General features: G+C 72.7%; 18 protein-coding genes and 1 pseudogene. 6 read left to right on the top strand and 13 right to left on the bottom strand.

The window, feature by feature from the left end; genetic code table 11:
- From ABZS97_RS11150 to ABZS97_RS11135, 4 genes are all read right to left on the bottom strand, one after another.
- Positions 1–2223, bottom strand: coding sequence for an NHLP family bacteriocin export ABC transporter peptidase/permease/ATPase subunit (locus ABZS97_RS11150; RefSeq protein ID WP_356136114.1), 2223 nt, complete (start codon positions 2221–2223; stop codon positions 1–3).
- The gene (locus ABZS97_RS11145) at positions 2220–3026 is read right to left on the bottom strand and encodes an HlyD family efflux transporter periplasmic adaptor subunit (RefSeq protein ID WP_356136112.1); all 807 of its coding nucleotides are present in this window, start codon (positions 3024–3026) and stop codon (positions 2220–2222) included. Before ABZS97_RS11145 ends, ABZS97_RS11150 begins: the two co-directional genes overlap by 4 nt.
- A 108-nt stretch (positions 3027–3134) precedes the next feature.
- Positions 3135–3350 (bottom strand): type A2 lantipeptide, encoded by a 216-nt coding sequence (locus ABZS97_RS11140; protein WP_356136110.1) that lies wholly within the window; start codon positions 3348–3350, stop codon positions 3135–3137.
- Between the two features lie 516 nt (positions 3351–3866).
- The gene (locus ABZS97_RS11135; RefSeq protein ID WP_356136213.1) at positions 3867–4280 is read right to left on the bottom strand and encodes a PaaI family thioesterase; all 414 of its coding nucleotides are present in this window, start codon (positions 4278–4280) and stop codon (positions 3867–3869) included.
- A 205-nt stretch (positions 4281–4485) separates the two neighbouring features.
- On the opposite strand from ABZS97_RS11135, the gene ABZS97_RS11130 reads away from it, so the two are divergent.
- Positions 4486–5919, top strand: a complete 1434-nt coding sequence (locus tag ABZS97_RS11130) for a S1 family peptidase (protein WP_356136108.1) — start codon at positions 4486–4488, stop codon at positions 5917–5919.
- Between the two features lie 95 nt (positions 5920–6014).
- Here the strand turns inward: ABZS97_RS11130 and ABZS97_RS11125 are convergent, their stop codons facing one another.
- Positions 6015–8099, bottom strand: a complete 2085-nt coding sequence (locus ABZS97_RS11125) for a SpoIIE family protein phosphatase (RefSeq protein WP_356136211.1) — start codon at positions 8097–8099, stop codon at positions 6015–6017.
- 517 nt (positions 8100–8616) lie between these two features.
- Here ABZS97_RS11125 and ABZS97_RS11120 point away from each other — a divergent pair.
- Positions 8617–9021, top strand: a pseudogene (locus ABZS97_RS11120) (response regulator transcription factor); the annotation flags it as partial.
- Here ABZS97_RS11120 and ABZS97_RS11115 read toward each other — a convergent pair.
- The 4 genes from ABZS97_RS11115 to lanKC form a co-directional block, all read right to left on the bottom strand.
- Positions 8944–10917 (bottom strand): ABC transporter ATP-binding protein, encoded by a 1974-nt coding sequence (locus tag ABZS97_RS11115; protein ID WP_356136106.1) that lies wholly within the window; start codon positions 10915–10917, stop codon positions 8944–8946. The pseudogene ABZS97_RS11120 and the gene ABZS97_RS11115 overlap by 78 nt on opposite strands.
- Positions 10914–12764 carry an ABC transporter ATP-binding protein gene (locus ABZS97_RS11110; protein ID WP_356136104.1) on the bottom strand — a complete coding sequence of 617 codons (1851 nt, stop codon included), beginning with the start codon at positions 12762–12764 and terminating at the stop codon, positions 10914–10916. The genes ABZS97_RS11115 and ABZS97_RS11110 overlap by 4 nt, the downstream gene beginning before the upstream one ends.
- 106 nt (positions 12765–12870) lie before the next feature.
- Positions 12871–12990, bottom strand: coding sequence for a SapB/AmfS family lanthipeptide (locus ABZS97_RS11105; RefSeq protein ID WP_356136102.1), 120 nt, complete (start codon positions 12988–12990; stop codon positions 12871–12873).
- A gap of 65 nt (positions 12991–13055) precedes the next feature.
- Positions 13056–15695, bottom strand: coding sequence for a class III lanthionine synthetase LanKC (lanKC, locus tag ABZS97_RS11100; protein ID WP_356136100.1), 2640 nt, complete (start codon positions 15693–15695; stop codon positions 13056–13058).
- 246 nt (positions 15696–15941) lie between these two features.
- Here lanKC and ABZS97_RS11095 point away from each other — a divergent pair, with 246 nt between their 5' ends.
- The 4 genes from ABZS97_RS11095 to ABZS97_RS11080 all read left to right on the top strand — a co-directional run bounded on the left by ABZS97_RS11095 (position 15942) and on the right by ABZS97_RS11080 (position 21390).
- The gene (locus ABZS97_RS11095) at positions 15942–18383 is read left to right on the top strand and encodes a SpoIIE family protein phosphatase (protein ID WP_356136209.1); all 2442 of its coding nucleotides are present in this window, start codon (positions 15942–15944) and stop codon (positions 18381–18383) included.
- 12 nt (positions 18384–18395) lie between these two features.
- Positions 18396–18911: a metallophosphoesterase gene (locus ABZS97_RS11090; RefSeq protein ID WP_356136098.1), complete on the top strand. Its 516-nt coding sequence runs from the start codon at positions 18396–18398 to the stop codon at positions 18909–18911.
- Between the two features lie 57 nt (positions 18912–18968).
- A complete protein-coding gene (locus ABZS97_RS11085; RefSeq protein WP_356136096.1) occupies positions 18969–20393 on the top strand; it encodes an MFS transporter in 1425 nt (474 codons plus the stop codon).
- 79 nt (positions 20394–20472) lie between these two features.
- Positions 20473–21390 carry an aminoglycoside phosphotransferase family protein gene (locus tag ABZS97_RS11080; protein WP_356136094.1) on the top strand — a complete coding sequence of 306 codons (918 nt, stop codon included), beginning with the start codon at positions 20473–20475 and terminating at the stop codon, positions 21388–21390.
- A gap of 105 nt (positions 21391–21495) precedes the next feature.
- Here the strand turns inward: ABZS97_RS11080 and ABZS97_RS11075 are convergent, their stop codons facing one another.
- The 4 genes from ABZS97_RS11075 to ABZS97_RS11060 are packed head-to-tail and all read right to left on the bottom strand — an operon-like array spanning position 21496 to position 25322.
- Positions 21496–22146 (bottom strand): SRPBCC family protein, encoded by a 651-nt coding sequence (locus tag ABZS97_RS11075; RefSeq protein ID WP_356136092.1) that lies wholly within the window; start codon positions 22144–22146, stop codon positions 21496–21498.
- A 9-nt stretch (positions 22147–22155) separates the two neighbouring features.
- Positions 22156–23262 carry an XdhC family protein gene (locus ABZS97_RS11070; protein ID WP_356136090.1) on the bottom strand — a complete coding sequence of 369 codons (1107 nt, stop codon included), beginning with the start codon at positions 23260–23262 and terminating at the stop codon, positions 22156–22158.
- Positions 23255–24412: a VWA domain-containing protein gene (locus ABZS97_RS11065; protein ID WP_356136088.1), complete on the bottom strand. Its 1158-nt coding sequence runs from the start codon at positions 24410–24412 to the stop codon at positions 23255–23257. Before ABZS97_RS11065 ends, ABZS97_RS11070 begins: the two co-directional genes overlap by 8 nt.
- A gap of 4 nt (positions 24413–24416) precedes the next feature.
- Complete coding sequence (locus tag ABZS97_RS11060; protein WP_356136086.1) at positions 24417–25322, bottom strand: MoxR family ATPase; 906 nt, start codon at positions 25320–25322, stop codon at positions 24417–24419.
- Between the last annotated feature and the right edge of the window lie 99 nt (positions 25323–25421).

Raw genomic sequence — 25421 nt, 5'->3', positions numbered from 1 at the left:
TCAACGCTCCTTGACCAGCTCGGCGTACGGTCCGCCGGCCGCCACCAGGGCTTCGTGACGCCCGCGTTCCACGATCGTGCCGTGCTGCAGCACCACGATCTCGTCGCTGTCGCGCACGGTGCTGAGCCGGTGCGCGATCACCACACAGGCGCAGCCGCGCTTGCGCAGGTTGTCGATGACGGTCTGCTCGGTCTCCGCGTCCAGCGCGCTGGTCACCTCGTCGAGGACCAGGATGCTGGGTCGGCGCACCAACGCCCGGGCGATCTCCAGGCGTTGACGCTGCCCACCGGAGAAGTTGCGGCCGTCCTGCTCGACCCGGCTGTGGATCCCGCCGGGGCGGCGCACCACGACGTCGTACAGGGCCGCGTCCTCCAGCGCCGCCACGACGGCGTCGTCCGGGATCGACGGGTCCCACAGCGCCACGTTGTCCCGGACCGTCCCCTCGAAGAGGAAGACGTCCTGGTCGACGAAGGAGACGGAGGCCGCGAGCGCGCCGCGTGGGATGTCCTCCAGACGCGTCCCGTCGATGCGGATCACGCCCTCCCAGGGGGTGTAGAGGCCCGAAATCAGCCTGGACACCGTCGACTTGCCGCTGCCGGAGCCGCCCACCAGGGCGACCTGCTGGCCCGGTCCCACCGTCAGCGAGAAGCCGGTGAGCAGTGGCTTGTCGAGGGGGCTGTAGCCGAAGGTGATGTTCTCCAGCTCGACATGGCCGTGCAGCCGGCGCGTCGACCCGCTTCCGTCGGGGCGGGCGTACAGCGGGTCCGCCTTGAAGTTCTCGACGTCCTTGAGGCGCGCGACGTCGGCCGCGAAGTCCTGGATGCGGCCCGCGACGCCGTTGAGCCGGGTGAGCGGCGCGGTGAAGCGGGTCACCAGCGCCTGGAAGGCGACCAGCAGACCGACCGAGATGTGTCCCTCGACGGCCCGCATGCCACCGATCCACAGGATCAGCGCGCTGTTGAGCGTGGCCAGCGTCGGTGCGACGATCCCGAGCCAGGCGCTCGGCACGCCGAGGCGCTGCTCCTCCTCAAGGGTGGTGGCGTGCTGGCCCGCCCACTTGCGGAAGTAGCCGTCCTCGCCGCCGGTCGCCTTCATCGTCTCGATCAACTGCAGCCCGGTGTATGCCGTGTTGGTCAGCCGGGCGCTGTCGGCGCGCAGCTTCGCCGTACGCGTCGCGCGCAGCCGGATCACCACCCGCATCGCGACGACGTTGAGCAGGGCCACGCCGATGCCCACGGCCGTGAGCTGCGGGTCGTAGGTGTAGAGCAGGACCGCGTAGAGCACCACCACGACCGCGTCCACACCGGCCGCGGCGAGGTCGCGGGCCAGCGTCTCGGCCACCGCGTCGTTGGACTGGAGGCGTTGTACCAGGTCGGCGGGGCTGCGCTGGGAGAAGAACGTGACGGGCAGCCGCAGCAGGTGGCGCAGGAACCGTGCGCTGCTGAGCGTGGAGGAGATGATGCGGCCGCGCAGCAGGTTCGTCTGCTGCAGCCAGGTCAGGACGACGGTCAGCGCGACCGATGCGCCCATGGACGCGAACAGCACGCCCAGCAGAGAGGTCTGACCGCCGATCAGGAACAGGTCGATGTAGGTGCGGCTGAGCGCGGGCACGGCGGCGCCGACCACCACGAGCAGCAGACTCGCGAGCACGGCCGCGGGCATCGTGCCCGACGTTCCGCGCAGCCGGGCCGGCATGGCGCCGAGCACGCCGGGCTTGCGGCCGCCCCTGCTGAACTCGGGGCCCGGCTCCATCACGAGCACGACGCCGGTGAAGCTGGTGTCGAAGTCCTCCATCGGGACGAAACGACGGCCCTTGCCGGGGTCGTTGATGTGCACGCCTCGCCGCCCGAAGCGGCGCCCCATGCCGTCGTAGACGACGTAGTGGTTGAACTCCCAGAACAGGACGGCGGGCCCCTGCACCTCGGCGAGTGCCGCCGTGTCCATCTGCATGCCCTTGGCCGTGAGGCCGTAACTGCGGGCCGCCTTCAGGAGATTGCTCGCACGCGAGCCGTCCCGGGAGACGCCGCAGGCGATGCGCAGCTCTTCGAGGGGGATGTGCCGTCCGTAGTGGCCGAGCACCATGGCGAGGGAGGCGGCGCCGCACTCGACGGCCTCCATCTGGAGGACGGTGGGGGTGCGGACGGTTTTGCGGCGGCCTTTGGGCACCGTCCGCTTGGGCGGGGCGGCACGGCGTCTGCCGCGGGTGTCCTGTGCGGCGGTCACGGCAGCAGCCAATCGACGGGACGCTGATCTGCCAGCCGGATGGAGGCCGTGGCCGACGTCATGGAGGTGAGGGTGAAGGGGGGCCCGTCCGCCGAGGACCACTTGTAGCCGGACTTCGTGCCGGACCCGCGGTCGAGCCGGACCAGCACGGCCACCGGCCTGCCCTTCTTCGTGAACTGCGCGCCCAACTGGCTGTCACCGAGGAAGGCGGCGATCTGCTGCTGCGACTGCACGGCCCGGTCGACGGACTTCACATGCCCGCGCAGGACGCCGTACTGCTGGGTCGGCACCGACTGGACGGTGAGGTCCACCGCGGCGTTCTCGGGAATCGTGGAGGCGTTCTCGGCGGGGACGTACACCGTCGCGTACAGGGGGTCGCCGCTGTGGGCGACCTTCTCGACGGCCGCGACGTTCGCGCCGGTGGAGATGATCGCGCCGATGGAGGCGGCGAGCGCGGTGATCCGTCCGGCGGCGACAGTGCGCACGACCGTCTCGCCCTGCTGTGTGCGGACCTTGAGGACGGGGGCGTTCGCGGCCAGCCGTTCGCCCTCCTTGGCGAGGACTGCGGTGACCTGGCCCGCGACAGGGCTCTGCAGGATGTAGCTGCCCTCACCGTGCGTGAGGATGGCCGGCGCTGCGACCGTGGACGCGACCGTGCCCGTCACCGCCCACACGGACGCCACCGCCATCACGACCACCGTCACGGCCAGCACGAGCCAGCCCTGGGGGCGCGCGAAGCGCACCGGAAGGTCGAGATCTTCGGGTGACTGCAGCTTGGCGAGGGCCTGTTGGCGGAACTGCACGGGACTTCCCTCACCTGTTCGAGAGATTTACGGCACCCGAGAGTCCCGGAACCGGGGAACGGTTCCGGGACTCCCGGCACACGGTGAAGCCAAGATCGCGTGAAGCGATCAGAGACCGGCAACCAGGCCCGTGACCGGGGCGGTGTTCAGGCCGGTGACGCCCTCGACGGTGCCGACGGCGGTGCCGACGATGCCGGAGACCGGGGCAACCGAGTCCACGAGGCCCGTGACGGTGCCAACGGCGTTCAGGGACAGACCGCCGGAGACGGCGTCGAGGGCGGCGTCCGAGATCTCGGCGGTCTCAACCTGGGGGGTGGAGTTCATGATGGAACTTCCCTTCGTATGGGTATTCATAAGGGGGAGAGCGGCCCCCCTCTGGGGACAGATGGTCGGCCGCGCACACGGGCGTCAGGAACCCGTTGCCGGGGAACCTTCGTGCGACCCCCGCGGTGCAACGGATCAAAGCACGGCGGCGCGGCGCGCTTCCAATCAACCAGGGCTCTCACCAGGGCACTTGAGGCGCACGGGCGGTGAACCGTGCAGGCGCGCGCACGGCTTGAGGGCGACTTCTTCACAGGGTGGGCGACATCGGCCCCCTTCGCTCCGGCACCGTGTGACCCCGAATCGGACACTCCCGTCCCAATGGGTGCGGCGGGCTGCGCAGGGTTGTGCACGTCTGCTGTGCGAGGTGCCTCGCTTGCGCATTCGATGTGCAGATTCGCTGAAGCCGGGATTCCGGTAGTGCTCGGGGACTGAGGGTTACCGATCGGTAGCGGAACGTGTGGCCCATGGTGCGCGAGGTGCGCGCTGCAGCCCCTGCGCGAATGAAGCCCGTGGGATTCAGCCCAGCAGCGCGTACACCGTGCTCGCCCGGGCCGCGATCTCCTCCGAGCCGGCCGCGGTCATCGTGATGTCGGCGAAGGCCATCCGGCGGCCGAGCTTGGTGAGGACCGCCTCGACCAGGACGTCCGCGTCCGTGACCGCGCGCTGGAAGCTGATGGACTGCTGAACCGTCGTCATCGGGACGAAGCCGCCGCGCGCCGCCGACACCGCGATCACGGTGGCCGTGTCCGCGGCGGCCATCAGGGCCTGGCCGCAGAGCGAGCCGCCCTCGCGGGCGAGATGCCCGGACCAGGGCAGCCGCAGGACCGCGCGGCCCTCACCCACCTCCTGCACCGACAGGCCCAGGTCCCGTACCCAGGGTGCGAAGTGGGCGGCGAGGAGCTTGTCGGCTTCCTCGGGCGTCGGCGTCACGGGGTGCGTCATGGAGTGATGGTGCCCGCCCCTGGGCGCGAGCAGGCGTGATTGCCGGACATTCCATGCTTTCGGTCGCGTCAACCCAGAGATTTGCAAAGGCAGTTGAACACCTCACCCGACCCGCGCGTATCAACAGGCATCCAGGCGCCCCCCAGTCAGCTGCCGGACGGCGGCATTCGACCCCGTCCCAGGAGGTTCAGAGTTGAGTCACAAACGCATACCCAAGCGCAAGGCCGCGATCGCGGCAGGAAGCGTGGCGGCGCTCGGAGCGGCGGCCCTTCTGCTGCCCAACGCCAACGCGTCGCAGACGGACGCGGACGACGCGGCTCCCAGAACGTTCAAGTCCTCCGACGTGTCGGACCTCGCCTCGCAGCTGGCCTCCCGGCTCGGCGACGCCTTCGCCGGGTCTTACTACGACGCCGACAAGCAGCAGGTCGTCGTCAACGTCGTCGGTAACAACAGCAACGTCGTCAACGAGATCAAGAGGGCCGGCGCCGTCCCCAACGAGGTGCAGAACAGCACCTCCACGCTGAAGGCCGCCGCCAAGACGCTGAAGACCGACGCGACGGTCCCGGGCACGTCCTGGTCCGTCGACCCGAAGACGAACGAGATCCGGGTCACCGCGGACAGCACCGTCACGGGTGCCAAGTGGGACACCGTCGAGGCGACGGTCAAGAGCCTCGGCACGGACGTGGCGACGCTCAAGAAGTCCGCGGGGACGTTCAAGACGTTCGTGTCGGGCGGCGACGCCATCTTCGGCGGTGGCGCCCGCTGCTCGCTGGGCTTCAACGTCGTGACGGGCGACGGCAGCCCCGCCTTCCTGACCGCCGGCCACTGCGGTGTCGCGGCGGCCCAGTGGTCCGACGCCCAGGACGGGGCGCCCATCGCGACCGTCGACAAGGCCACCTTCCCCGGGGACGGCGACTTCGCACTCGTCAAGTACGACGACCCGAACACGCAGGCCGTCAGCGAGGTCAACGTCGGGGGCGGGCAGACCGTCCAGATCTCCCAGGCCGCGGACGCCACCGTGGGCCAGCAGGTCCTGCGGATGGGCAGCACCACCGGCCTGAACGACGGCAACGTCACCGGCCTCGACGCCACCGTCAACTACCCCGAGGGCACGGTCACCGGTCTCATCCAGACCGACGTCTGCGCAGAGCCCGGCGACAGCGGCGGCTCCCTGTTCACCCAGGACGGCAGCGCGATCGGCCTCACCTCCGGCGGCAGCGGTGACTGCACCGTCGGCGGCGAGACCTTCTTCCAGCCGGTCACGACCGCGCTGGCAGCGGTCGGCGCGACGATCGGCGCCGGTGACGCGGGCGGTGCGGGTGCCGGTGACGCGGGTGCGGGTGCGGGCGATGCGGGTGCCGGTGACGCGGGTGCCGGCGCGGGCGATGCGGGTGCCGGCGCGGGCGATGCGGGTGCCGGAGACGCAGGTGCCGGAGACCAGGCCGGCGGCGGCGCCGACGACCAGGCGGGCGGCGCCGGTGACCAGGCCGGTGACCAGAGCGGTGCCGTGGGCGACCAGAGCGGCACCGGCGACGACACCGGCGCGGGCACAGGCACCGGTGACGACACGGGCGCAGGCACAGGTAACGGTGCCGCCGACGGATCCGGGCTGACCGAGAGCCACTGACCCGGCAGCGGTCCCAGCAGCCCAGGCCGACAGTGGAAGGTCCGGCCCTCCGGCGGGAGGGCCGGACCGCTTGCGTGCCAGGGGCCGACCGGTGGTCAGTCCGCCGCCCGGGCGCGCAGCAGAAGCAGCGCCACGTCGTCGAGCCGCTCCGGTGACGTCGAGGAGCTGTACTGGAGGAGGCGGTCGGCCAGCTCGTCCAGCGGCAGATCCCCGATCTCGGCGAGCACTCGGCCCAGCTCGGCCAGTGCGTCCTCGATGTCGACGCCGGGGGATTCGATGAGCCCGTCGGTGTAGAGGGCGAGCACGGAACCGGGGGCGAGATCCACCTCGGTCGTCGGATACGAGGCGGCGGCGTCGATCCCGAGGAGGGGCCCGCCGGCGAGGTCGAGGACCCGGACCTGTCCGTCGGGCTTGCGCAGCAGGGGCGGCGGGTGGCCCGCGCGGGACATCACCGCCCGGCCCCGGGCGGGGTCCAGCCGCAGGTACAGACAGCTCGCGAACAACTCGGTCCCGAGGTCGATGAGCAGCCGGTTGGTGCTGCGCATGACCTCTGTCGGCGGCTTGCCCACGGTCGTGTACGCGCGGACGGCGGTGCGGATCTGCCCCATCAGGCCCGCCGCCGTCACGTTGTGCCCCTGCACGTCACCGATCACTGCCGCGGCCAGGCCCTCCGAAGGCACCAGGTCGTAGAAGTCGCCGCCGATGTCCATGCCCTGCGTGGCCGGGAGATAGCGGGCGGCCGCCTCGATGCCCGGCAGCTGCGGCAGGGAAGTAGGCAGCAGGGCGGCCTGCAGTCCGTGCGCGAGCCGGTGCTTGGCGTCGTAGAGGAGGGCCCGTTCCAGGGCCTGGGCGATGAGACTGCTGAGGCTGGTGAGGACGGCGCGCTCGTCCGCCGGGAAGGGATGCGGCTCCGTGTACGCGAGGACGCAGGTCCCCACCGGCCGCCCGGACGCGACGAGCGGGAGATACGCCCACGCGGCCATGCCATCGGGTGTCGCGTGCCGTGACGGATACAGGCGCTCCAGCTGCCCGCGGGAGTCGAAGAAGGCGGGCACCCCGCTGTTCAGCGCCTGCGTGCCCGGGGTGTGGGCCGTCAACGGCATCCCGTCGAAGCGCTCCACGACATGCGCGTCGGGATACCCGTGATGGCCGAGCACGTGCAGGCGTCCGGCCCGTGAGCCGAGGACGACGAGGGCCTGGCTGCCGGCCGCCGGGGCGATCTCGTCCGCGACCAGCTGCACCACGTCCTGCACACTCGCCGCCTCGGTGAGCGCGCCCGCCAGGCTCAGCACCTGCGAGATGGTCACCAGTCGCGAGGTGCCGTCGCCCGCGGTCACCGCGGACCTGCCCATCTCGGAGACCGCGCGGGCGCGCGAGATACGCACGCTCAGCCCGTTCGTACCGGGGTAGAGGCGGAACGACAGCCAGTCCCCGGGCGGCCGCAGCGCCACGAAGGACGTCACGTGCTGGCTGATCAGGGCGGCGCGGTAGCGGTCCTCGTAAACGGGGTCGTTGAGCCACGGCAGGGCCGCCCACAACTGGGTACCCAGCAGCCCGCTGACCTGGACGCCGAGCAGCTCGGCCGCGGCCGGGTTGGCGTAGCTGATGCGCCCGTGCAGGTCCAGGGCGCACAGGCCGTACGGCAGCCGTGCCACCATCCGCGCCGCCTCCACCGTGCCCAGCGTTCCCGCCACCGTGGCCGTGGCCGCGGGCGCGAGCAGATCCGGCTCGGGGTGCACCGGGCGCTGCTCCTCGGCGGCGCGCCGCAGCCGCAGCGCGAGCCGGTCGCAGGCCGCGGTGAGATGCTCGCGCTCGCGGTCGGACAGGTCGGGCGGGTGGGCGCCGGGCCAGGTCACGAAGACGGCGCCGTACACCGTGTCAGATGTCGCCACCGGGAGCGCGGCCAGCGAGAAGGGGTAGGGGAGGACCACCGCGATGCGGGGATAGCGGCGGGCCATCTGCTGCTCGCCGCTGACCCAGATCAGCTGTCGTTCCCGTGCGGCTTCGGCAACCGGAACCGGCGCGTTGAGTCCGACCCGTTCCCAGGGTGCGGCGAAGGCCCGGGGAAGCCCCGCCATGACCGCCATCTCCAGGACCGGCTCGCCCGGCGCCAGCAGATAGACCGCGCCGGAGTGCGCGTGGACGCCGTCCAGCATGGACGCGAGCGCCAGCGACAGCATGGGCCGGCCGACCGGCGCCGCGGTGGAGTCCGCCTTCCGTCCGGAACCCTGCCAGTCGGACACGCCGACCACCTCCTCGCAGGGCCTCGCGACCAGTCCCAGGGATCAGGCTCTCTCCTGGCGGCCTTTCGCGCACGGCGAGGAGCGGCGGTGGGCGTGGGCGCGGGCGGCGACGGTCGGGGCAACCTCTACCCCGTCGATCCGGAGTCATGCCCCTCGTGTCGAAGCGCGGAGTGTCCAAGGGGCGCTCCTTGTGCGCCCCCGCGCCCCCTCTTGGCCGGTTCTTCGCGCACCGGATCGGTGACATGCGCCAAACAATGGGCAGTCGCTGATGGCGGAGCAACCGGCAATCGGCAAGTGACGCAGACACCGGCGAGCGGCGAGCTGAGGGGCGGACGTGATCCGGGTACTTCTGGTGCACGACGAATGTCTGGTGCGACTGGCGCTGGCGGAGTGGCTGCGTCGTGAGCCCGACTTCGCGGTGTTCGACGCGCCGTGGCGCAGTGCGTCGGGACGGATGCGCACGGTACGGCCGGACGTCTGCGCGGCGGATCTGGAGTGCGCGGACTCCTACCGGCTGCCTCCGCTCGCCGATCTCTGCTCCCGGCGCCCGGGCAGCCCGGTGCCACGCCTTCTCGTGTTGGCCAGTGCGAACCGGCCCGGGCTGCTGAAGCGGGCCGCAGAGGCCGGGGCGCTCGGGTACGTCGCCAAGGAGGGCTCGCCGGATCGGCTGGTGTTCGGCATCCGGCGGGTCGCCGAGGGACAGCGGTATGTCGACGACTCGCTCGGCTTCGGCTTCCTCAAGGCCGCCGAGATGCCGCTGACCCGGCGGGAGCTGAGCGTGTTATCGCTCGCCGCCGAGGGGGCCTCCGTCGCGGAGATCGCCGGAAGCCTCCATCTGTCCCACGGGACCGTGCGCAACTACATGGCGGCCATCACCCGTAAGACCGGGGCGCGCAACCGGGTCGACGCCATCCGGATCTCCCAGGGCGAGGGGTGGCTGTGACGGCGCGGTCCTGACGGCGGTCGACCAGGTGCCGACCAGGTCGCGGTAGAGCGGTGAGCTGCGGGTCAGCGTGTCGTGGTCGCCGTACACCGCGTGCAGGCCGTCCATGACGAGGACGCGGTCGGCGCGGCGGGCCGAGCTGATGCGGTGGGCGACGACGACGAGCGTGGTGCCCGGCCGGTCCGCGAAGGCACGCTCCGCGCGTTCCTCGGCCACCGCGTCCAGGTGGCAGGTGGCCTCGTCCAGCAGGACGACCGGTGCGCAGGAGAGATAGGCCCGGGTCAGCGCGATCAGCTGCCGCTCGCCGGCCGACAGCTTTCCGGGGTCGATTGGGGCCGCCGGTCCGCCCCACTCGCGCAGCAGCGGGGCCAGCCCGACTGCCTCCGCCGCTGCCAGCAGTTCCGCCTCGGGCACGGGATCCGGCCGTAGTTGACCGAGGTTTTCTTCGACGGATCCGCTGAAGACGTACGCCTCCTGCGGGATGAGGACGCGAAGCGCCGAGGATGTGGGACCGGGCACCGCATATCCGCACAAGCGGACGCTTCCCTGCCGCGGTTCCAGCATTCCCGCGACCAGTCCGGCGAGGGTGGACTTGCCGATGCCGCTCGGTCCCACGACGGCGAGGTGCGTGCCCTGCGGGACGGTGAGGGTGAGGTCCTGGATCACGGGGTCACTGACGGGACCGTAGGCGAAGGTGAGTGAGGAGAGGGCGATCGCCTGGATGTGGGGCGGCGGTGCGGGGCACGGCGACGCGCGGTCCGGGACGGCATGTAGTACGGGGGCTTCGCGTACTGCCGTGCTGCTCCTGGACGGGTCGGCGTGGTCCGGGTACGTCGCGTCCCCGGCGTTGTCCGCACCCGTCTCCGGCGTGAGACGGCGCAGCACGACCGCGAGGCGGGAGCCGCTCGTGCCCAGGCCGTGCACGAGGTTCTGCAGGGCGGGCAGCAGGGACTGGGTGACGTAGGCGAGGGCGCCGACCAGGGCGCCCGGAGTGACACCGCGGTGCAGCAGCCACGGGGCGGTGGCGAGCAGCAGGACGATCGGGAGCTGGCCGCCGACGGCGAGGGACATGACGCGCACGACACCCCAGCGGGCCAGTGAGCGCGCGGCGCGCAGTTCGGCGTCGATGCGGTCGCCGACCTCGGCGGCGACCGCCGTCTCCGCGCCGCCCGCGGTGATGTCCCGCAACCCCGGGCAGACGGCGCCCAGATGGACGGCGATCTCCTCGTCGGCCACGAGGAAGGCCTCCTGACGGTGGGCCAGCGGCCGCAGCGTGGCGGCGAAGAGCGCGACCCCCGCGGCGAGCGGAGGCGCGACCACCAGGAGGAGCAGCGGGTCGAGGGAGAAGAGCCCGACGAGGGCGCCCGCGGCGGTGAACAGGAACGAGCGCGAGACCATCACCAGCCCGGCGAAGGTGTCCCGCGCGATCTCCACCTGCTGGGTGAGCCCGGACAGTGCCCCGCCGTCCGCCTCCCGCACCCCGCGTTCCACGACATGCCGAACCAGCCGGTCGCGCAACGGCTCGACCAGCGCCGCGACGGCCCCGTACACCCGCCCCGTGCCGTACGCCCCGGCGACCACGGCGAGCGCACCGACCCCCAGCCACGCAAGGCCCACGCCCGTCCGCCCGGCCAGGAACCCCTTGTCCAGGCCGCGCGCCAGGGCGTATCCCATGAGGAACGTCTGCCCCGTCTCCAGCACGGACCACGCGGCGAGCCGTCCGACCACGGGCCATCGCTCGCGCAGAAACCGCAGCCCGCGTCCACGCACACTGCCAGGGCCTCCGGTCAGGGGTCGCCGCCTTCCTGTCATGAGGTGCCGCCCGCCCGTTCCGAGTCCCCGGCTTCGTGCTCGGTGTCGTCGTCCAGGGTGGGTTCCGCGTCCCCGAACACCGCCCGGTACGCCGGTATCCGCCACAGCTGCGCATGAGAGCCCAGCGCTCGCACCCGCCCTCCGTCCAGCCAGGCCACCGCGTCGGCCCGGGCCGCGGTGGAGACCCGGTGCGCGACGATCAGACGGCTGCCGGGGGCGCTGTGGTGGAAGAGGGCCTGCGTGATGTGGTGTTCGGTGACGGTGTCGAGGCTGGAGAGGGCGTCGTCGAGGATGAGCAGACGGCCGTCGTGGGCGAACGCCCGGGCGAGGCCGAGGCGTTGGCGCTCGCCGCCCGAGAGGGGAGCGTCGGCGCAGGCGGTGGCGTAACCCTCGGGCAGTCGGCGCACGAAGGTGTCCGCGCAGGCCGTGCGGGCGGCCTCCCTGACGCGCGGGACCGGCGGTGACGTGACGCCGAAACCGATCGTGCCCTCGATGCTCCCGCCGAGCAGGGCAGGCCGCTCGAAGGCGTATCCGACCGCGCGGCGCAGTTCTTCGGGGTCCAGTTCGCGCAGGGGCACCCCGTCGAGGAGCACGTCGCCCCCGTCCGGGTCGGCGAGCCGGCCCGCGAGCGCGGCGAGGACCGACTTGCCCGCACCCGAGCGGCCCACCACGGCGAGGGTGGTTCCACCCGGGACGACCAGATCGACCCCGTTCAGTACGGTGCGTGCGCCGCGCCGGGCGATCACCCCGCGCAGCTCCAACTTCCCTTGCCCCGACGGTAGTCGGCGTGTCCCGTAGGCGATCGCGGGCTCGTCGAGAACCTCGCCCAGCCGCCCGGCCGCCGCCCGTGCCCGTACGAGCCCCGAGAGCTGCCCGACCAGGACGCCCACCCCGCTCGCCAGGACCGCGTAACGGGACGCCGCGAGCAGATCGCCGACCGACAGCCGGTGGTGGACGAGCAGGACGCCCGCCACGGCGAGCACGCCCAGTTGCAGCAACGGCGCCACGGCGACGGCCTGGGCTGCGGCACGACCCTGGACCTGCCACATGCGGTGGCCCTCACGGGAGAGTTCGGGAAGCGGCCGCAGAATGCGCGCGACCTCCTTGTCGGCGGTGCCGCCCGCCGCGATGGTCCGGAATCCGCCGATCGCCTCCGACAGAGCGCCCGCGAGCCGCCCCTGCACCACCTGGTAGCGCGCCACGCACTGCGAGGAGTCACGTGCGAAGGTGCGCAGCAGCAGGGTCAGCAGGGGTGCCCCGCCGAGGAACACCGCCGCCAGCCAGGGATCGATCAGTCCGAGCGCCACCACCGCGCCGGCCGGCGCGGCGATCGCCGCGAGCAGCGCGGCGAACGCGGCGGGTGCCGTCCCCGCCTGCGCGGCGTTGCCGACCAGCCTGGCCACCAGCTCACCGGACCCGAACCGGGACACCGCCCGCGGTCCCACGGCCAGGACATGCCCGGTCAGGCGCTCGCGCAGCCACGCCGTGGCGCGCGCGTTCGTCGTTCCGCCGAGTACGGTCTCGCACACGTCCAGCACCGCGAGCAGCAGCACGAGGCCGGTGCACCACAGCACCCAGCGCGTGGCCCGCGTCCCGCCGGGATCCGTCAGCAGGAGATCGAGGGCCCGGCCCAGGGCGGCCGGCAGGAGCAGGCCCGCCGCCGTGGCGGCCGTGGTGGCGAGGCCCAGGGCGAGACAGCGGACCCCGCTGTGCCGGGTGGCCGCGCGCAGCAGCGCGCCGGAGGCGCCGGAGGGCGCGGGGCGCGCGGGTTCGTCGGGTGCGGAAGCCGTTGTGTCGGCCGAAGTCTTCGTGCCGGCGGGAGTCGTCGTGTCGGCGGGAGTCGTCATGCGGCGGGCCCCTCGTATCCCTGTCCCTGGCACGGGGAAGGACCCCGGGCGGTTCCTCCCACGAAACGGGAGGGAACCGCCCGGAGCCGTGCCGGCTTCGGTGCCGTCAGAGGCAGAGCAGAATGCTCGCCGCGGACACACAGGAGAGCAGGCTCACCGTGCTGGCGCCGCCGCCTCCGCCGGTCATCTCGTCGGATTCCATCGTCTGCAGGTCGAGGAGTGCCATCTCGTTGTCCTTTCCTAGGTGGGGACGGGGTGTTGGGCCACGACTCCGTCGTGCGGAGCCGCGTATCAGGGCCGCCGAAGCGGCGGAAGGAACGGCAGTCGGGCCGGGGCCTCGTTGTCGAGGGCCGCGCCGAGCGCGAGCAGGCACCCTGCCGTTCCGGTGGAGAGGTCCATGGAGAGCCGCATCATCTGGTGCCCGGGGAAGGCCAGTTGGCCCTGGTAGGGCATCGCGAACCAGCCGAGGGCGGCGACCTGTTCGGCCAGCCGCTCCGTGGTGGCACCCGGCGTGGTGGTGCGGCTGAGGTGCAGAATCGTTCCGGCTCGGCCTTGGAAGAGACCGGGCTGCGCGTAGAAGCGTGAGGTCGCGGCGGTGAGGATGCCCGCGCGGGCCTTGCCGAAGTCCGCGGCGCCCTCGGTGCTGTCAGTGCTCTCGGTGTCGTGCCCACCGAGCGCGAGGAAGTCGTCGATCACCATGCCCAGGCCCGCGCTGCCGTCGCCGAGATACGGCAGGGTCCGCCAGCCTTCGTCGACTTCCAGGCCTCCGCCCTTCTGCACGACACAGCAGTCCAGTTCCCGGCGCAGCGCCTCGGCGGCCGCCTCCAGCAGCACGGGCTCACCGGTGCTCTCGTACTGCCGCAGCAGGAACAGCGCGGGTCCGCTCGCGCCCCGCAGCAGGCCCGCGCGCCTGCGGGGGGTGTCGGGCCGCGGTTCGGCGAGCCGTTGGACGAGCAGTCCGGCGGCCTCCGCAGCCCGCTCTCCGAGCTCCTTCTCGCCGGTCGTGTGCGCCAGGTCCGCGAGGACCAGCCCGAGTCCGGCGAGCCCGCCCCGCAGGTCGGACGACAGCCGCTGCCACCGCTCCTTGAGGATGCCGTCGATCAGGTCGAGGGCCCGCTCCCGGTGCCCGAGCCGCTCCAGGACGTAGGCGACGCCCGCGATCCCGTCGTAGAGGCCGAGCGGCGTTCCCACCGGCACCGGAGCGGTGTGCTCCAGCAGCCAGCGCTCGCCCTCCTCGTACCGCTCGGCCCCCGTCTCGGCCAGCGCGTACAGCACACCCGCGGCCCCGTACGCGATCCCGAGTCCGCCGCCGTCGGAGAACTGGGCGATGTCACCGGGGAAGAGCCGGTCGTCGCGCTCGGGGGTGGCAGAGGCCAGGATCGCCTTGACCATCGAGTCGCGGCTGTTGGGCCAGTCGCCCGGTTCGGGGAGCGAGGTGAACGGCGAGGAGGCCGGGGACGGCGCCGGTGCGCCGCCGGCGGGACGGTCCGCGCTGCGAGTGATCTCGGCGACCGCCTCGTCCAGGAACTCCCGCGGCACATCGGGAAACTGCCGCGCGATGACGTCGGCCAGATGCGCGGCCTTGTCCCGGTCGACGACGAACAGCGTGGTGACCGGCATGAACAGCGCCAGCCGCAGACACGCGAGGGCGTAGCGGTCGACGGCCGCTCCCGTCCGGTCCGGCGGCGCGAAGAAGCCCGGGTGGGCGACCACTTGGCGGCCGTTCTCCTCGACGGGTGCCGCCGCCTCGAAGTCGAGCAGGGAGACCGACTCCTCGTCGGGGCCGACCATGATGTTGAACACGTGCAGGTCGTTGAAGACGATCCCGCGCGCGTGCACCGCCTCCACGGCCTCCTCGACCCTGCGATGGATGCGCAGCGCCCACGCCGTGTACGCGGCGACCGCCTCCGGGTCCGGTTCGGGGGTGAGCAGCGGATGCCGCTCGCCGAAGAACGAGTTGAGGGGGCGTCCCTCCAGGAAGTCCATCACGAGGAAGCAGTGGTCGCCGAGGGTGAACCAGTCCCGCACCTGCGGTACGACCCCGATCCCCGCCAGCCGCTCCAAAGCGTCCCTCTCCCGCTCCAGCCGGGCGATCGCGTCGGCCCCGTCCGAGGCCAGTCCCGCGTGCGGCCGGCCCTCCTTGAGGACGACCTTGCGTCCGTCACGGGTGTCGGTGCCCATGTACACCCCGCCGCCGTTGGAGAAGTGCAGCGCCTTCTCGATGCGGTACGGCAGCTCGCCGACCGTCGTCGTGTTGCGCGCCGCGAGCTGCGGCTGGAGGAAGGCGGGCAGCGTCACCCACTCGGGCACCTGGAACGACGGCTGCCGCCGGTCCGGCACCAGCTTGCCCGCGCCGTCGCGGACCGCCGGGACCAGGGAGCCGCGCTCGTCCACGACGAAGGAGCGCGCGAAGGCGCCGTAGCGGACGTACAGCGGCCCGTCGTTCCAGCGCAGGTCGGTGAGGATGTACGGCCCCTCCAGGCCGTCCAGCAGATCGCCGAGCTCGCGCAGCACCGTGTGCAGCTGCTCCTCGTCGGCCGGATAGACGGTGACGAACTTGCCGCTCGTGTCACGGGCCGCGTACTTCGCGTTGCGCAGATGCAGCAGATGCGGACCCGGCACGAACTTGAACGGGATCCGCCGCGGCACGCAGTAGTCCCACACCGTCGCGGCGATCTGCTCCGCGTTCGCCCGGGTGGCGGAGGCGTGGATCTTCCAGCCCTGGGCGGGTCCGGGATGTGCGTTCCCCCCGGGGTCGAGCGGGGTCAGCGTCAGCCAGTCACCGATGCGTGCCGAGCGCCAGCCCTCCGGTACCGCGCGGCGGGCCGTCTCGTACGAGGGCGCGGCGCTCCGTTCGCTCCCGGACAGCCGGTCCGGCGTCTCGTAGAAGTGTCTGTCCGCCAGCGCGTACACCTCGTACCGCTCGTCCATGCCCATTCCCCCTCGGCCAGGTGGCTCCGAGAGTTCCAGTCCGCCCCGGGCCCGGGACAGTCACGGCTGTCACGAGATCACCGTGAGGTACGCATGCGTAAAGTCATGTTCGGACCCTTTCGAGCCGCCGCGGTGGCGGACGGGACCGACGGCCGCGGTGCTGCGCGGGCGAAGGCCCCCTCCGGCACCGGCCGCAAGGCCCCGGAACAGTCACAGGGGCTGCGCGAGCGTCTCGGAAGCGCTGTAATGACGGACGTGGTCAGTGAGGGCGCTATGGGACGCAGAACGAGAACGCTGCGTGTCGAACTTGCCCTCAAGACGCTCGCAGCCGACCTGGACCCCCGCGAACGACTGCACCGCGTCCTCGAACAGGTGCTCGTTTTTGTGAGTGCGACCGTCGCCGCCGTCTACTCGCCCAGCGAGAACGGCGAGGCGCTCTACCTCGCGGAGTCGGCCGGCGTACCGAGGACGCTGTACGGACTGCGCGACAGCTACGACGTCTCCGGAGGTTCTCCCGCCGCCGACGTGTACCGCTCACGGCAGCCCGTGTGGCTCGGCCCGGAGGAACTGGAGCGCTGCGCCGACTCCCGGCGGCTGCCGTCGGCGGACTTCTCGCTGGCCGTCCTGCCCCTGCGCGACGACGGCTGCCTGGTGGCCGTCAGCGAGCACCCGGAGGGCTTCGCCGCCGAGGACCGGCAGTGCCTGGTCCTCCTCGCCGACGCCGTCGTGTGCCCGCCGCCCGCCTCCGCCGCAGGCACCGACGACCTGCCCGCCAGCTCGTTCAGCCTCGCCATGGACACCGGGCACGTCGAGGTCGACGACGAGATGCTGCAACTCTTCGGACTGGGCCCGGAGGAATTCGACGGCAAGGTCGAGACGCTGCTGTCGCTGACCGTCCCGGAAGACCTCCCCTCGCTGATGTCCGTGGTCGAGGCGGACCACATCTCCGTCGGCGACCGGGAGCTGGAGTTCCGGATCCTGCAGCCCTCCGGCGAGCCGAAGTGGCTGCGGCTGCGCGGACGCCTCCTGCCCGGCGGCGGGGGGCTGCCGGCCCGCCTCGTCGGCACCGTCGCCGACGCCTCGAAGCTGCGCTCCGGGGTCAACGAAGTGGCCCGCGTCCAACGGCTCGCCGCCGCTCTGGCCACCGCCGGCACGGTCCGGGACGTGGGCCGTGCCGTGGTCACCGCGCTGCGCAGGCCCCTGCAGGCCGACCGGATCGCCCTCGCCGGGCTGGAGGGCGACCGCCTCGTCGTCACCGTCCTGGACCCGCCCCAGCCCGAAGCCTGGCCCGAGGTGTGGCGCACCGAGTGGCGCTCGGAGTGGCCCGACGCGCCCGTACGCGCCATGCCGACCCTCGCGGCGGCCCTGAGCGAGGGACGGGCCGCGATCTGGCCCGCCGGGGCGGACCTCGAACCCGCGCTCGCCGACGTGGGCCCGGGCGGCCTCGCCGTCCTGCCGCTGCCCGCCGGCGGACGCATCGCCGGTGCCTGCCTGATCGGCTGGGACACCCCGCACGAGTTCGGCCCCGACGAACGCGCCCTGCTCACCGCGTCCGCGGGCCTCGCCGGCCAGGCCTTGATGCGCGCCCACGCCTTCGACGCCGAACACGAACTGGTCGGCATGCTCCAGCGCACCCTGCTCCCGCGCCGGCTGCCCACACTGCCGGGCGCGGTCGCCGTCGCCCGCTACCTGCCGACCACGGCCGGTCTGGAGGTGGGCGGCGACTGGTACGACGTGATCCCGCTGGCCGACAACCACGTCGCCCTCGTCATCGGCGACGTCCAGGGACACAACGCGCAGGCCGCGACCGTCATGGGCCAGATGCGCACGGCCCTGCGCGCCTACGCCGTGGAGGGACACCCGCCGGACGTGGTCGTCTCGCACGCCAACCGCCTCCTGATGGACCTGGAGACCGACCTCTTCGCCACCTGTTGCTACGTCGACGTCGACATGGAGGAGGGATCCGCCTGGTACGTCCGTGCCGGACACCTCCCCCCGGTGCTGCGCCACCCGGACGGCAGTACGGAGGTCGTCGAATCCGAAGGCGGACCACCACTCGGTGTCATCACCCAGGCGGACTTCCCGATGAGCCCGCTGCGACTGCAGCCCGGCACGCTGGTCGCCCTCACCACGGACGGGCTCGTCGAGTCCGTCGAGGTCGACATGGAGGACGGCCTGGCCCGCCTCGCCGGAGAACTCGCCACGTCCGACCCGACCAACCTCGGACCGGTCGCCGACGGGCTGCTCGCCGGAGCCAACCGCAGCGACGACGTGGCGCTGCTCCTCATGCGCTACGACGGCATGTCGCTGCGCCCGCTCAGGGAGAGCTGGACGGTCTGGCGCGTCCCCGAAGCCGTGCGGCACGCCCGACGTTTCACCAGGCGCACGCTGCGCACCTGGGGTGTGGTCGCCGACCCCGACGCCGTACTCCTCGTCGTCTCGGAACTCGTCACCAACGCGCTCGTGCACACGGACGGACAGGTCAGGCTCGACCTCACCCTCATCAACGACCGCCTGCGGATCTCCGTCGCCGACAGCTCCGCGCGGACGCCCATCAAGCCCACCAGCATCGGCTGGGAGGCCACCGGAGGCCGCGGCATCCTGCTGGTCGAGGCCATGTCGGTGGTCTGGGGATCCGTGCCGGTCAGCGGCGGCAAGCAGGTGTGGAGCGAGATCGTCCTGCGGTGACACCCTGACAGGGTGCGTCTGCTGCTGATGTCCGACACCCACCTGCCGAGGCGCGCCAAGGCGCTCCCCGCGCAGCTCCTCGCCGAACTGCCGCTCGCCGACGTGGTCGTCCACGCCGGCGACTGGGTGGACACCGCCACCCTCGACCTCCTGGAGAGCCGCTCCCGCAGGTTCGTCGGCGTGTACGGCAACAACGACGGCCCGGCCCTGCGCGCCCGCCTCCCCGAGATCGCCCGCACCGAGCTGGGCGGCCTGCGCCTCGGGGTCGTCCACGAGACCGGCCCTGCCCAGGGCCGCGAACGCCGCTGCGCGGAACGGTTTCCCGATCTCGACGTGCTCGTCTTCGGCCACAGTCACATCCCCTGGGACACGGCGACGCAGACGGGCCTGCGCCTGCTCAACCCCGGCTCCCCGACCGACCGGAGGCGTCAGCCGCACTGCACGTACATGACGGCGACCGTCACGGACGGCCGGCTGCACGATGTGACCCTGCACCGCCTCCCGCCCCGTACCACCTCATCGTCCTGAGCACCGACCCCAACACATTCCCGGAGTCACCTCAGGCACCCGGGGTACGCGAAAAACATGGCTGGTACATCCGAAGCGGTGCCACGGCGAGCGGTGCACTCCACCGGTCAACGGGGCTCACCCCGCGCCGTCCTCGTCGTCATGTGCGCCGGGTACTTCCTGGTGCTGCTCGACGTGACCATCGTCAACGTCGCACTGCCACAGATCGGCTCCGGGCTCGGCACCGACGTCGGCGGGCTGCAATGGGTCGTCGACGGCTATGCGCTGGCGCTCGCCGCGCTGATGCTGACCAGCGGCACGGCCGGGGACCTGTACGGCCACAAACGCGTCGTGCTGAGCGGACTCGTCGTCTTCGGCGCGGGGTCCCTCGCCTGCGGACTCGCCCCGGGCGTCGGCGCACTCGTGGCCGCCAGGGTGGTCCAGGGCATCGGCGCCGCACTGCTGCTGCCGGGCACGCTCGCCCTCATCGGCCGCGCGTTTCCCGACGGCGCCGGGCAGGCGCGGGCGATCGGGATCTGGGCGGGCATCGGCAGCCTGGCCCTGCCCGCCGGACCCCTGCTCGGCGGCGCGCTCACCGAGGCCTTCGGCTGGCGCGCGATCTTCCTGCTCAACGTCCCGATCGTGTGCGCGGCCCTGGTCTGCACCGCGGGACTCGTCCGGGAGAGCCGCGAAGCGCGGACGGGACGCCTCGACCTGCCCGGGCTGCTGCTCGGCAGCCTGCTCCTGCTCACGACGACGTATGCGTTCATCGAGGGCGGGCGCACCGGCCCGGGCTCCCCTGCGGTCCTGACGGCCGTGGTCCTGGCCGTGCTCGCCCTGTCGGCGCTGGTCGTGGCCGAGCTGCGGCGCGGGGACGACGCGATGCTGCCGCCGGCCCTGCTCCGGCGGCCGGCTTTCGGCGCCGCGAACGTGGTCGCCGGGATCATGAACCTGGGAACCCTGGGCATGTTGTTCGTGCTGATGCTGTTCCTGCAGTCCGTCCAGCACCGCTCGTCGCTCCTCGCGGGCCTGGCAGTCGTCCCCCTGTTCGCGCCGCTCGCGGTCATGGCCCCCTTCGGAGGGCGGATCACCAGCCGGGTCGGATCGCGCCTGCCGGCCGCCGCCGGACTGGTGCTCGCCGCGATCGGACTCGCCCTGCTCCTGCGCGCCGCACCGCACTGCGGATACCCGGTTCTGCTCCCGGCGTTCCTGCTGTGGGGCATCGGCCTGGGCCTGCTGACCCCGGCGGTCGTCGCGGCCGCCATCGCCGCCGTTCCCGGCGAACGCTCCGGCCTCGCCTCCGCCGTCAACAACACCGCGCGCCAGACCAGCGGGGCGATCGGCATCGCGGTGGCGGGCGCGGTCACGGGCCCGCCCGGCGACACCGCACGTTTCGTGCGCGGCTTCCACACCGTCGCTCTCGGCTCGGCCTGCCTCTACCTGGCCGCAGCGGCCCTCGCGCTGACGCTGCTGCCGGGCGCGCTGCTGCCCCGCGACGACTGAGGCATCCGGCCCCGACGAACCGTCAACTCCGCCTCCCACCAACGCAATTCGATGGACACGCCGGGTCCGGCTCGCTGTGATGGGCACTGTGCTGATCGACACCGCTCTCGTGCGCCGCCTGCTCGCCGCCCAGTTCCCGCAGTACGCCGAACTCCCGCTCTCGCCCGTCCCGTTGAGCGGCATGGACAACGCCACCTTCCGGCTCGGCGACGACCTGTCCGTACGCCTGCCGCGCTTCCCCCGATGGGTCGGTCAGGTGGAGCGGGAGCACCGCTGGCTGCCCCGACTTGCCCCGCACCTGCCGCTGCCGGTGTCCGAGCCGGTCGCGAAGGGGGAGCCGGGGGAGGGCTACCCGTACCCGTGGTCGGTGTACCGGTGGCTGGACGGCGAGACGGCCACCACCGAAGGCCTGGCAGACCCCGACCGAACAGCCCTGGCACTCGCGGAGTTCATCCACGCCCTGCAGAAGGTCGACGCCGCGGGCGGCCCGGGCCCCGAGTGGAGCAACGCCTTCCGAGGGGTGCCCATGGGGGACGGCAGGGACTCGCTCGCCTCCGAGGCACGGGTCCGCCCCAAGATCGCGGCCCTGGAGGGCCTGGTGGACACCGCCGCGGTCACGGCCGTATGGGAGGCGGCACTCGCCGCACCCGCCTGGGACCGGCCGCCGGTGTGGATTCACGGCGACCTCGCGACCGGCAACCTCCTCGCCCTCGACGGCCGGTTGAGCGCCGTCATCGACTTCGGGACCCTCGCCGTCGGCGACCCGGCCGTCGACCTGCTCCCGGCGTGGAACTTCCTGCCCGACCGGGCCCGTGGCGTCTTCCGCGCGGCACTAGGCGTGGACGACGCGACCTGGGCCCGCGGCCGGGGCTGGGCGCTCGCAGGGTCCCTGCCGGTCCCCGACGACCCCTTCTTCCAGAAGGACCGGGCCCGGGTGACGGCGGCGCTGCACCACTTGGAGCAGTTGATCGCGGATCACCGCGAGGAGGCGGCCTGAGGCACGGGTCGGCGGGCGTCGGTGAGGGCGCCCGCCCGCCTGCACGGCCCCCCGGGCCGACCCCGTTCGAAATGGGACGGTGCGCCGGAGGAAGCCGGGCCTGCTTCAACGCACACGTCCCCGCCGTCGCCTCAGGCGTGCGTACGCCACCCCCATCACGCCCACCGCGACGGCCACCACGCCCAGCCGCTTGACCACGGCGGCCCCCGCCACCCTTACGAGATCGATCGCGCCGGATTCCCGAGGCGCGGCCACCGCTGGGTCCGCGGCCTCCTCCGAACGCCCGGAATCCGTCGGCTCATCGGACTCGTGCGACTCTCTGAGCTGCTCGGCCAGACAGTCCGCGAACCGGCCGATCAGCTTGTCGCCGACCTCCGCCATGACCCCGCGGCCGAACTGCGCAGGACGTCCGGTCACCAAGAGATCGGTGTGCACGGACACGGCGGTGCCGCCGTCGCGTGCGGTCAAGGTGCCGGTGATCGTCGCGCGAGCGGTGCCCTGGCCGCGGGTCTCCTTGCCGGCGGCGATGAGCACGAGCCGATGCTCGGCCTCGTCCTGCTCCTCGAAGACGGCGGTGCCCCGGTAGGTCACGCTGATCGGACCTACCTTGACCTTCACCGCCCCGCTCACGGTCTTCCCGTCGTACTCCTCCACCGTCGCCCCGGGCATGCACGGTGCCACCCGCTCGATGTCGAGCAGCACCGGCCAGGCGTCCTCGACCGGGACGGGCACGGTGAACTCGTGATGCAACTCCATCTCTGCTCCTCACAACAGGTTCGGTCGATGGATCGCCCCACCCGTCGCCGCGAGCGGCGCGCCGCTGCCGCCCCAGCGCAGGGCGACGATCTCGGCGGCGACGGAGACCGCGACCTCCTCGGGCGTACGCGCGCCGAGGTCGAGGCCGATCGGGGAGCGCAGTCGGGACAACTGGTCGTCGCCGAGGCCCGACTCCCGGAGGCGGTTCGTGCGGTCGTCGTGGGTGCGACGGCTGCCCATCGCTCCGATGTAGGCGGCCGGACGGCGCAGGGCCTCCTCCAGGAGGGGCACGTCGAACTTCGGGTCGTGGGTGAGAACACAGATCACCGTGCGGTCGTCCGTGGCCGTCTCGCGCAGATAGCGATGGGGCCAGTCGACGACGACCTCCACGCCGTCCGGGAAGCGCTTCGGGGTGGCGAAGACGGGGCGGGCGTCGCAGACCGTCACCCGGTAGCCGAGGAAGTCGCCGATGCGGGCCACGGCCGCCGCGTAGTCGATCGCGCCGAAGACCAGCATGCGCGGCGGCGGCGCGAAGGAGTTCAGGAAGACGGTGACGGCGTCCTCGCGCCGTTCGCCGCCCGAACCGTAGTGCCGCAGTCCGGTGGCGCCCAGGGCGAGTTCGCCGCGCGCGTCCGCGGTGACCGCCGCATCGAGGCCCCTCGAGCCGAGGGAGCCCGCCGCACCGTCCGGCCACACGGCGAGCGAGGCCCCGCGCGGCGCAGGTCCGTCGAGCACCGTGGCCACGGTCACCGGGCGGGCCGCCGCCACCGACTCGGCGACCGCCCCGAAGGAGGGATCGTCGGCGGGGGACACCCGGCGCACCAGGAGGGTGATCTCACCACCGCAGGTGAGCCCGACGGCGAACGCGTCCTCGTCGCTGTACCCGAACGTCTCCGAACGAGCCTCACCGGACGCCATCACTTCCTGGGCCAGTTCGAAGACCGCGCCCTCCACACAGCCGCCGGACACACTGCCCACGACCTCGTCGCCCGGTCCCACCGCCATGGCCGCGCCGGGATCGCGCGGCGCGCTGCGGCTCACCGAGACGACCGTGGCCAGACCGAACGGCTCGCCCGCCGCGTACCACCGGTGCAGCGCCGGAAGGATGTCACGCATCGTCCGCTCCTCTCACCACCGCCGCCAGACGCTCCAGGGCGGCCAGGCTGTGCCCCTCGACGAACGCGTCCACGCTCGGCAGAGCCGCCGCCATACCGGCGGCCAGGGGCGCGTACCCGGGGCGGGCCTTGCGGGGATTGGCCCAGATCACCCGGTGCGCGAGCCGCCGCAAGCGTCGCATCTGGCTCGCGAGCAGGGCGGGATCGCCACGCTCCCAGCCGTCGGAGAGCAGCACCACGACCGCGCCGCGCGCCATGCCGCGCCGGCCCCACCGGTCCAGGAACGCGCGCAGCGTCTCACCGAGCCGGGTCCCGCCGCTCCAGTCCGGCACGGCCGCCGCGAGCGCCGCCATGGCCGTGTCCGGGTCGCGGTGCGTCAGCTCGCGGGTCACCCGGGTCAGCCGGGTGCCGATCGTGAACACCTCCGGACGGGTACCGCGCGAGGCAGCTTGGGCGAAGCGCAGCAGCGCGTCCGCGTACGGGGCCATGGAGCCGCTGACGTCCACCAGCAGCACGACCCGGCGCGGCCGGTCGGCACGCGCGTGCATGCGCAGCCGGGCCGGTTCGCCCCCGCGGCGCAGCAACTCCCGTACGGTGCGCCGCCGATCGACGCCGCCGCGCCGGGCCGGATGCCGCCGCGCGGTGCGCCTCTCCTCACCGCGCAGGGTGAACGCGGCCAGCAGTCGCCGTAGTTGCTCCCGCTCGGCGGCGGTCAGCCGGGCGATGTCGCGGTGTCGCAGCACCTCCGTGGCGCCGGCCAGCGCGGGGACCGGAAGCGTGGCATCGGACCGGGCCTCCGTGCCGGGGTCGGGACCCGCGTTCCGTACGACCATGCGCAGCCGCGGCGGCGCAGGCATCCGCGGCGTAGCCGTGCCGTCGGACGCGGCATCGAAGTACGCCGCGAAGACGCGCTCGTAGCGCTCCAGGTCGTCCCGGCTCCCGCACAGGGTGAGCCGCCCGGCCCAGTACACCTCCGCGCGTACGCCGGGATCGAGGGCGCCGAGCGCGCCGAGGAACGCCTGCACACGGTCGGGTCCGGCATCGACCCCCGCCGCCCGCAACGCGCGGGCGAACCCGACGAGGACGGCGGACGCGTCGAGCGGCGCGGGTGCCGGGCTTCCCCCGGGCCCGGGGGCGTGGCGGCCCGCCATGTCCTCAGGCCCCGCGCACTGCGAGGATCGCCGACAGGTCCAGACCCCGGGCCCGCTCCGCGTCCTCCCGGTATTTCAGGACCGACCCGAGCGTGGCCACCGCCAGCTCGGCGTCCAGTTCGGTCGCGCCCAGCGCATCCAGGGCCTCCGCCCAGTCGATCGTCTCCGCCACGCCGGGCGGCTTGAGCAGGTCCTCGGCGCGCAGGGCCTGCACGAGCGCGGTCACCTGCTCGGCCAGCCGGGCCGTCACACCCGGCAACCTCCTTCGGACGATGGCGAGTTCGCGGACGAAGCCCGGATGGTCGAACCAGTGGTAGAGGCAGCGTCGCTTCAGCGCGTCGTGCACGTCGCGCGTACGGTTCGACGTCAGGACGACGACAGGTGGCAACTCGGCTCGCAGCGTGCCCAGTTCGGGAATCGTGACCGCGTACTCCGACAGCAGCTCCAGCAGAAACGCCTCGAACTCGTCGTCCGCGCGGTCGACTTCGTCGATGAGGAGCACGCAGGGCTGGGTCTCCAGCGCCCGGAGCAGGGGCCGCGCGATGAGGAACCGCCGGTCGTACAGCTCCCCCTCCAGACGGTCGGCGTCTGCGACACCCGCTGCCTCGGCGGCCCGCAGATGCAGCAGCTGGCGTGGGAAGTCCCAGTCGTACAGGGCCTGGGAGGCGTCGATGCCCTCGTAGCACTGCAACCGGATCAGCGGGGCGCCGATCGCCTGAGCGAGGGCGGAGGCGAGCGCGGTCTTGCCCACGCCCGCATCGCCCTCGCAGAAGAGCGGCCGGTGCAGCCGCAGCGCAAGGAAGCAGGCGACGGCCAGCCCCTCGTCGAGGAGGTACCCCGTCCGCTCCAGCCGGGCGCGCACCTCGTCCGGACCCGTCAGGCCGTAACCGCCGCCGCCCTTGTCCGCCATGGTCTCGACGGGCCCCTCACCCCAGCCCGGCGGCGGCCATCACCGCACGCCGGGTGAGCACCCGGGCGAGATGGGCCCGGTAGGCGGGCGACCCCGAGG

The organism is Streptomyces sp. NPDC005485 (genome assembly GCF_040606085.1).
GTDB lineage: Bacteria > Actinomycetota > Actinomycetes > Streptomycetales > Streptomycetaceae > Streptomyces.
The sequence above is the reverse complement of the archived record's forward strand: the minus strand, read 5'-3'. Positions and strand labels throughout refer to the sequence as shown.

Coding starts and splice junctions, on each gene's coding strand:
- ABZS97_RS11075 (WP_356136092.1), bottom strand. CDS start 22,146: ATGGAGTTGCATCACGAGTTCACCGTGCCCGTCCCGGTCGAGGACGCC.
- ABZS97_RS11115 (WP_356136106.1), bottom strand. CDS start 10,917: ATGACAGGAAGGCGGCGACCCCTGACCGGAGGCCCTGGCAGTGTGCGT.
- ABZS97_RS11095 (WP_356136209.1), top strand. CDS start 15,942: ATGACGGACGTGGTCAGTGAGGGCGCTATGGGACGCAGAACGAGAACG.
- ABZS97_RS11140 (WP_356136110.1), bottom strand. CDS start 3,350: ATGAACTCCACCCCCCAGGTTGAGACCGCCGAGATCTCGGACGCCGCC.
- ABZS97_RS11065 (WP_356136088.1), bottom strand. CDS start 24,412: ATGGCGGGCCGCCACGCCCCCGGGCCCGGGGGAAGCCCGGCACCCGCG.
- ABZS97_RS11070 (WP_356136090.1), bottom strand. CDS start 23,262: ATGCGTGACATCCTTCCGGCGCTGCACCGGTGGTACGCGGCGGGCGAG.
- ABZS97_RS11080 (WP_356136094.1), top strand. CDS start 20,473: ATGGGCACTGTGCTGATCGACACCGCTCTCGTGCGCCGCCTGCTCGCC.
- ABZS97_RS11060 (WP_356136086.1), bottom strand. CDS start 25,322: ATGGCGGACAAGGGCGGCGGCGGTTACGGCCTGACGGGTCCGGACGAG.
- lanKC (WP_356136100.1), bottom strand. CDS start 15,695: ATGGACGAGCGGTACGAGGTGTACGCGCTGGCGGACAGACACTTCTAC.
- ABZS97_RS11105 (WP_356136102.1), bottom strand. CDS start 12,990: ATGGCACTCCTCGACCTGCAGACGATGGAATCCGACGAGATGACCGGC.
- ABZS97_RS11110 (WP_356136104.1), bottom strand. CDS start 12,764: ATGACGACTCCCGCCGACACGACGACTCCCGCCGGCACGAAGACTTCG.
- ABZS97_RS11125 (WP_356136211.1), bottom strand. CDS start 8,099: ATGCTGTCGCTGGCGCTCGCGTCCATGCTGGACGGCGTCCACGCGCAC.
- ABZS97_RS11085 (WP_356136096.1), top strand. CDS start 18,969: ATGGCTGGTACATCCGAAGCGGTGCCACGGCGAGCGGTGCACTCCACC.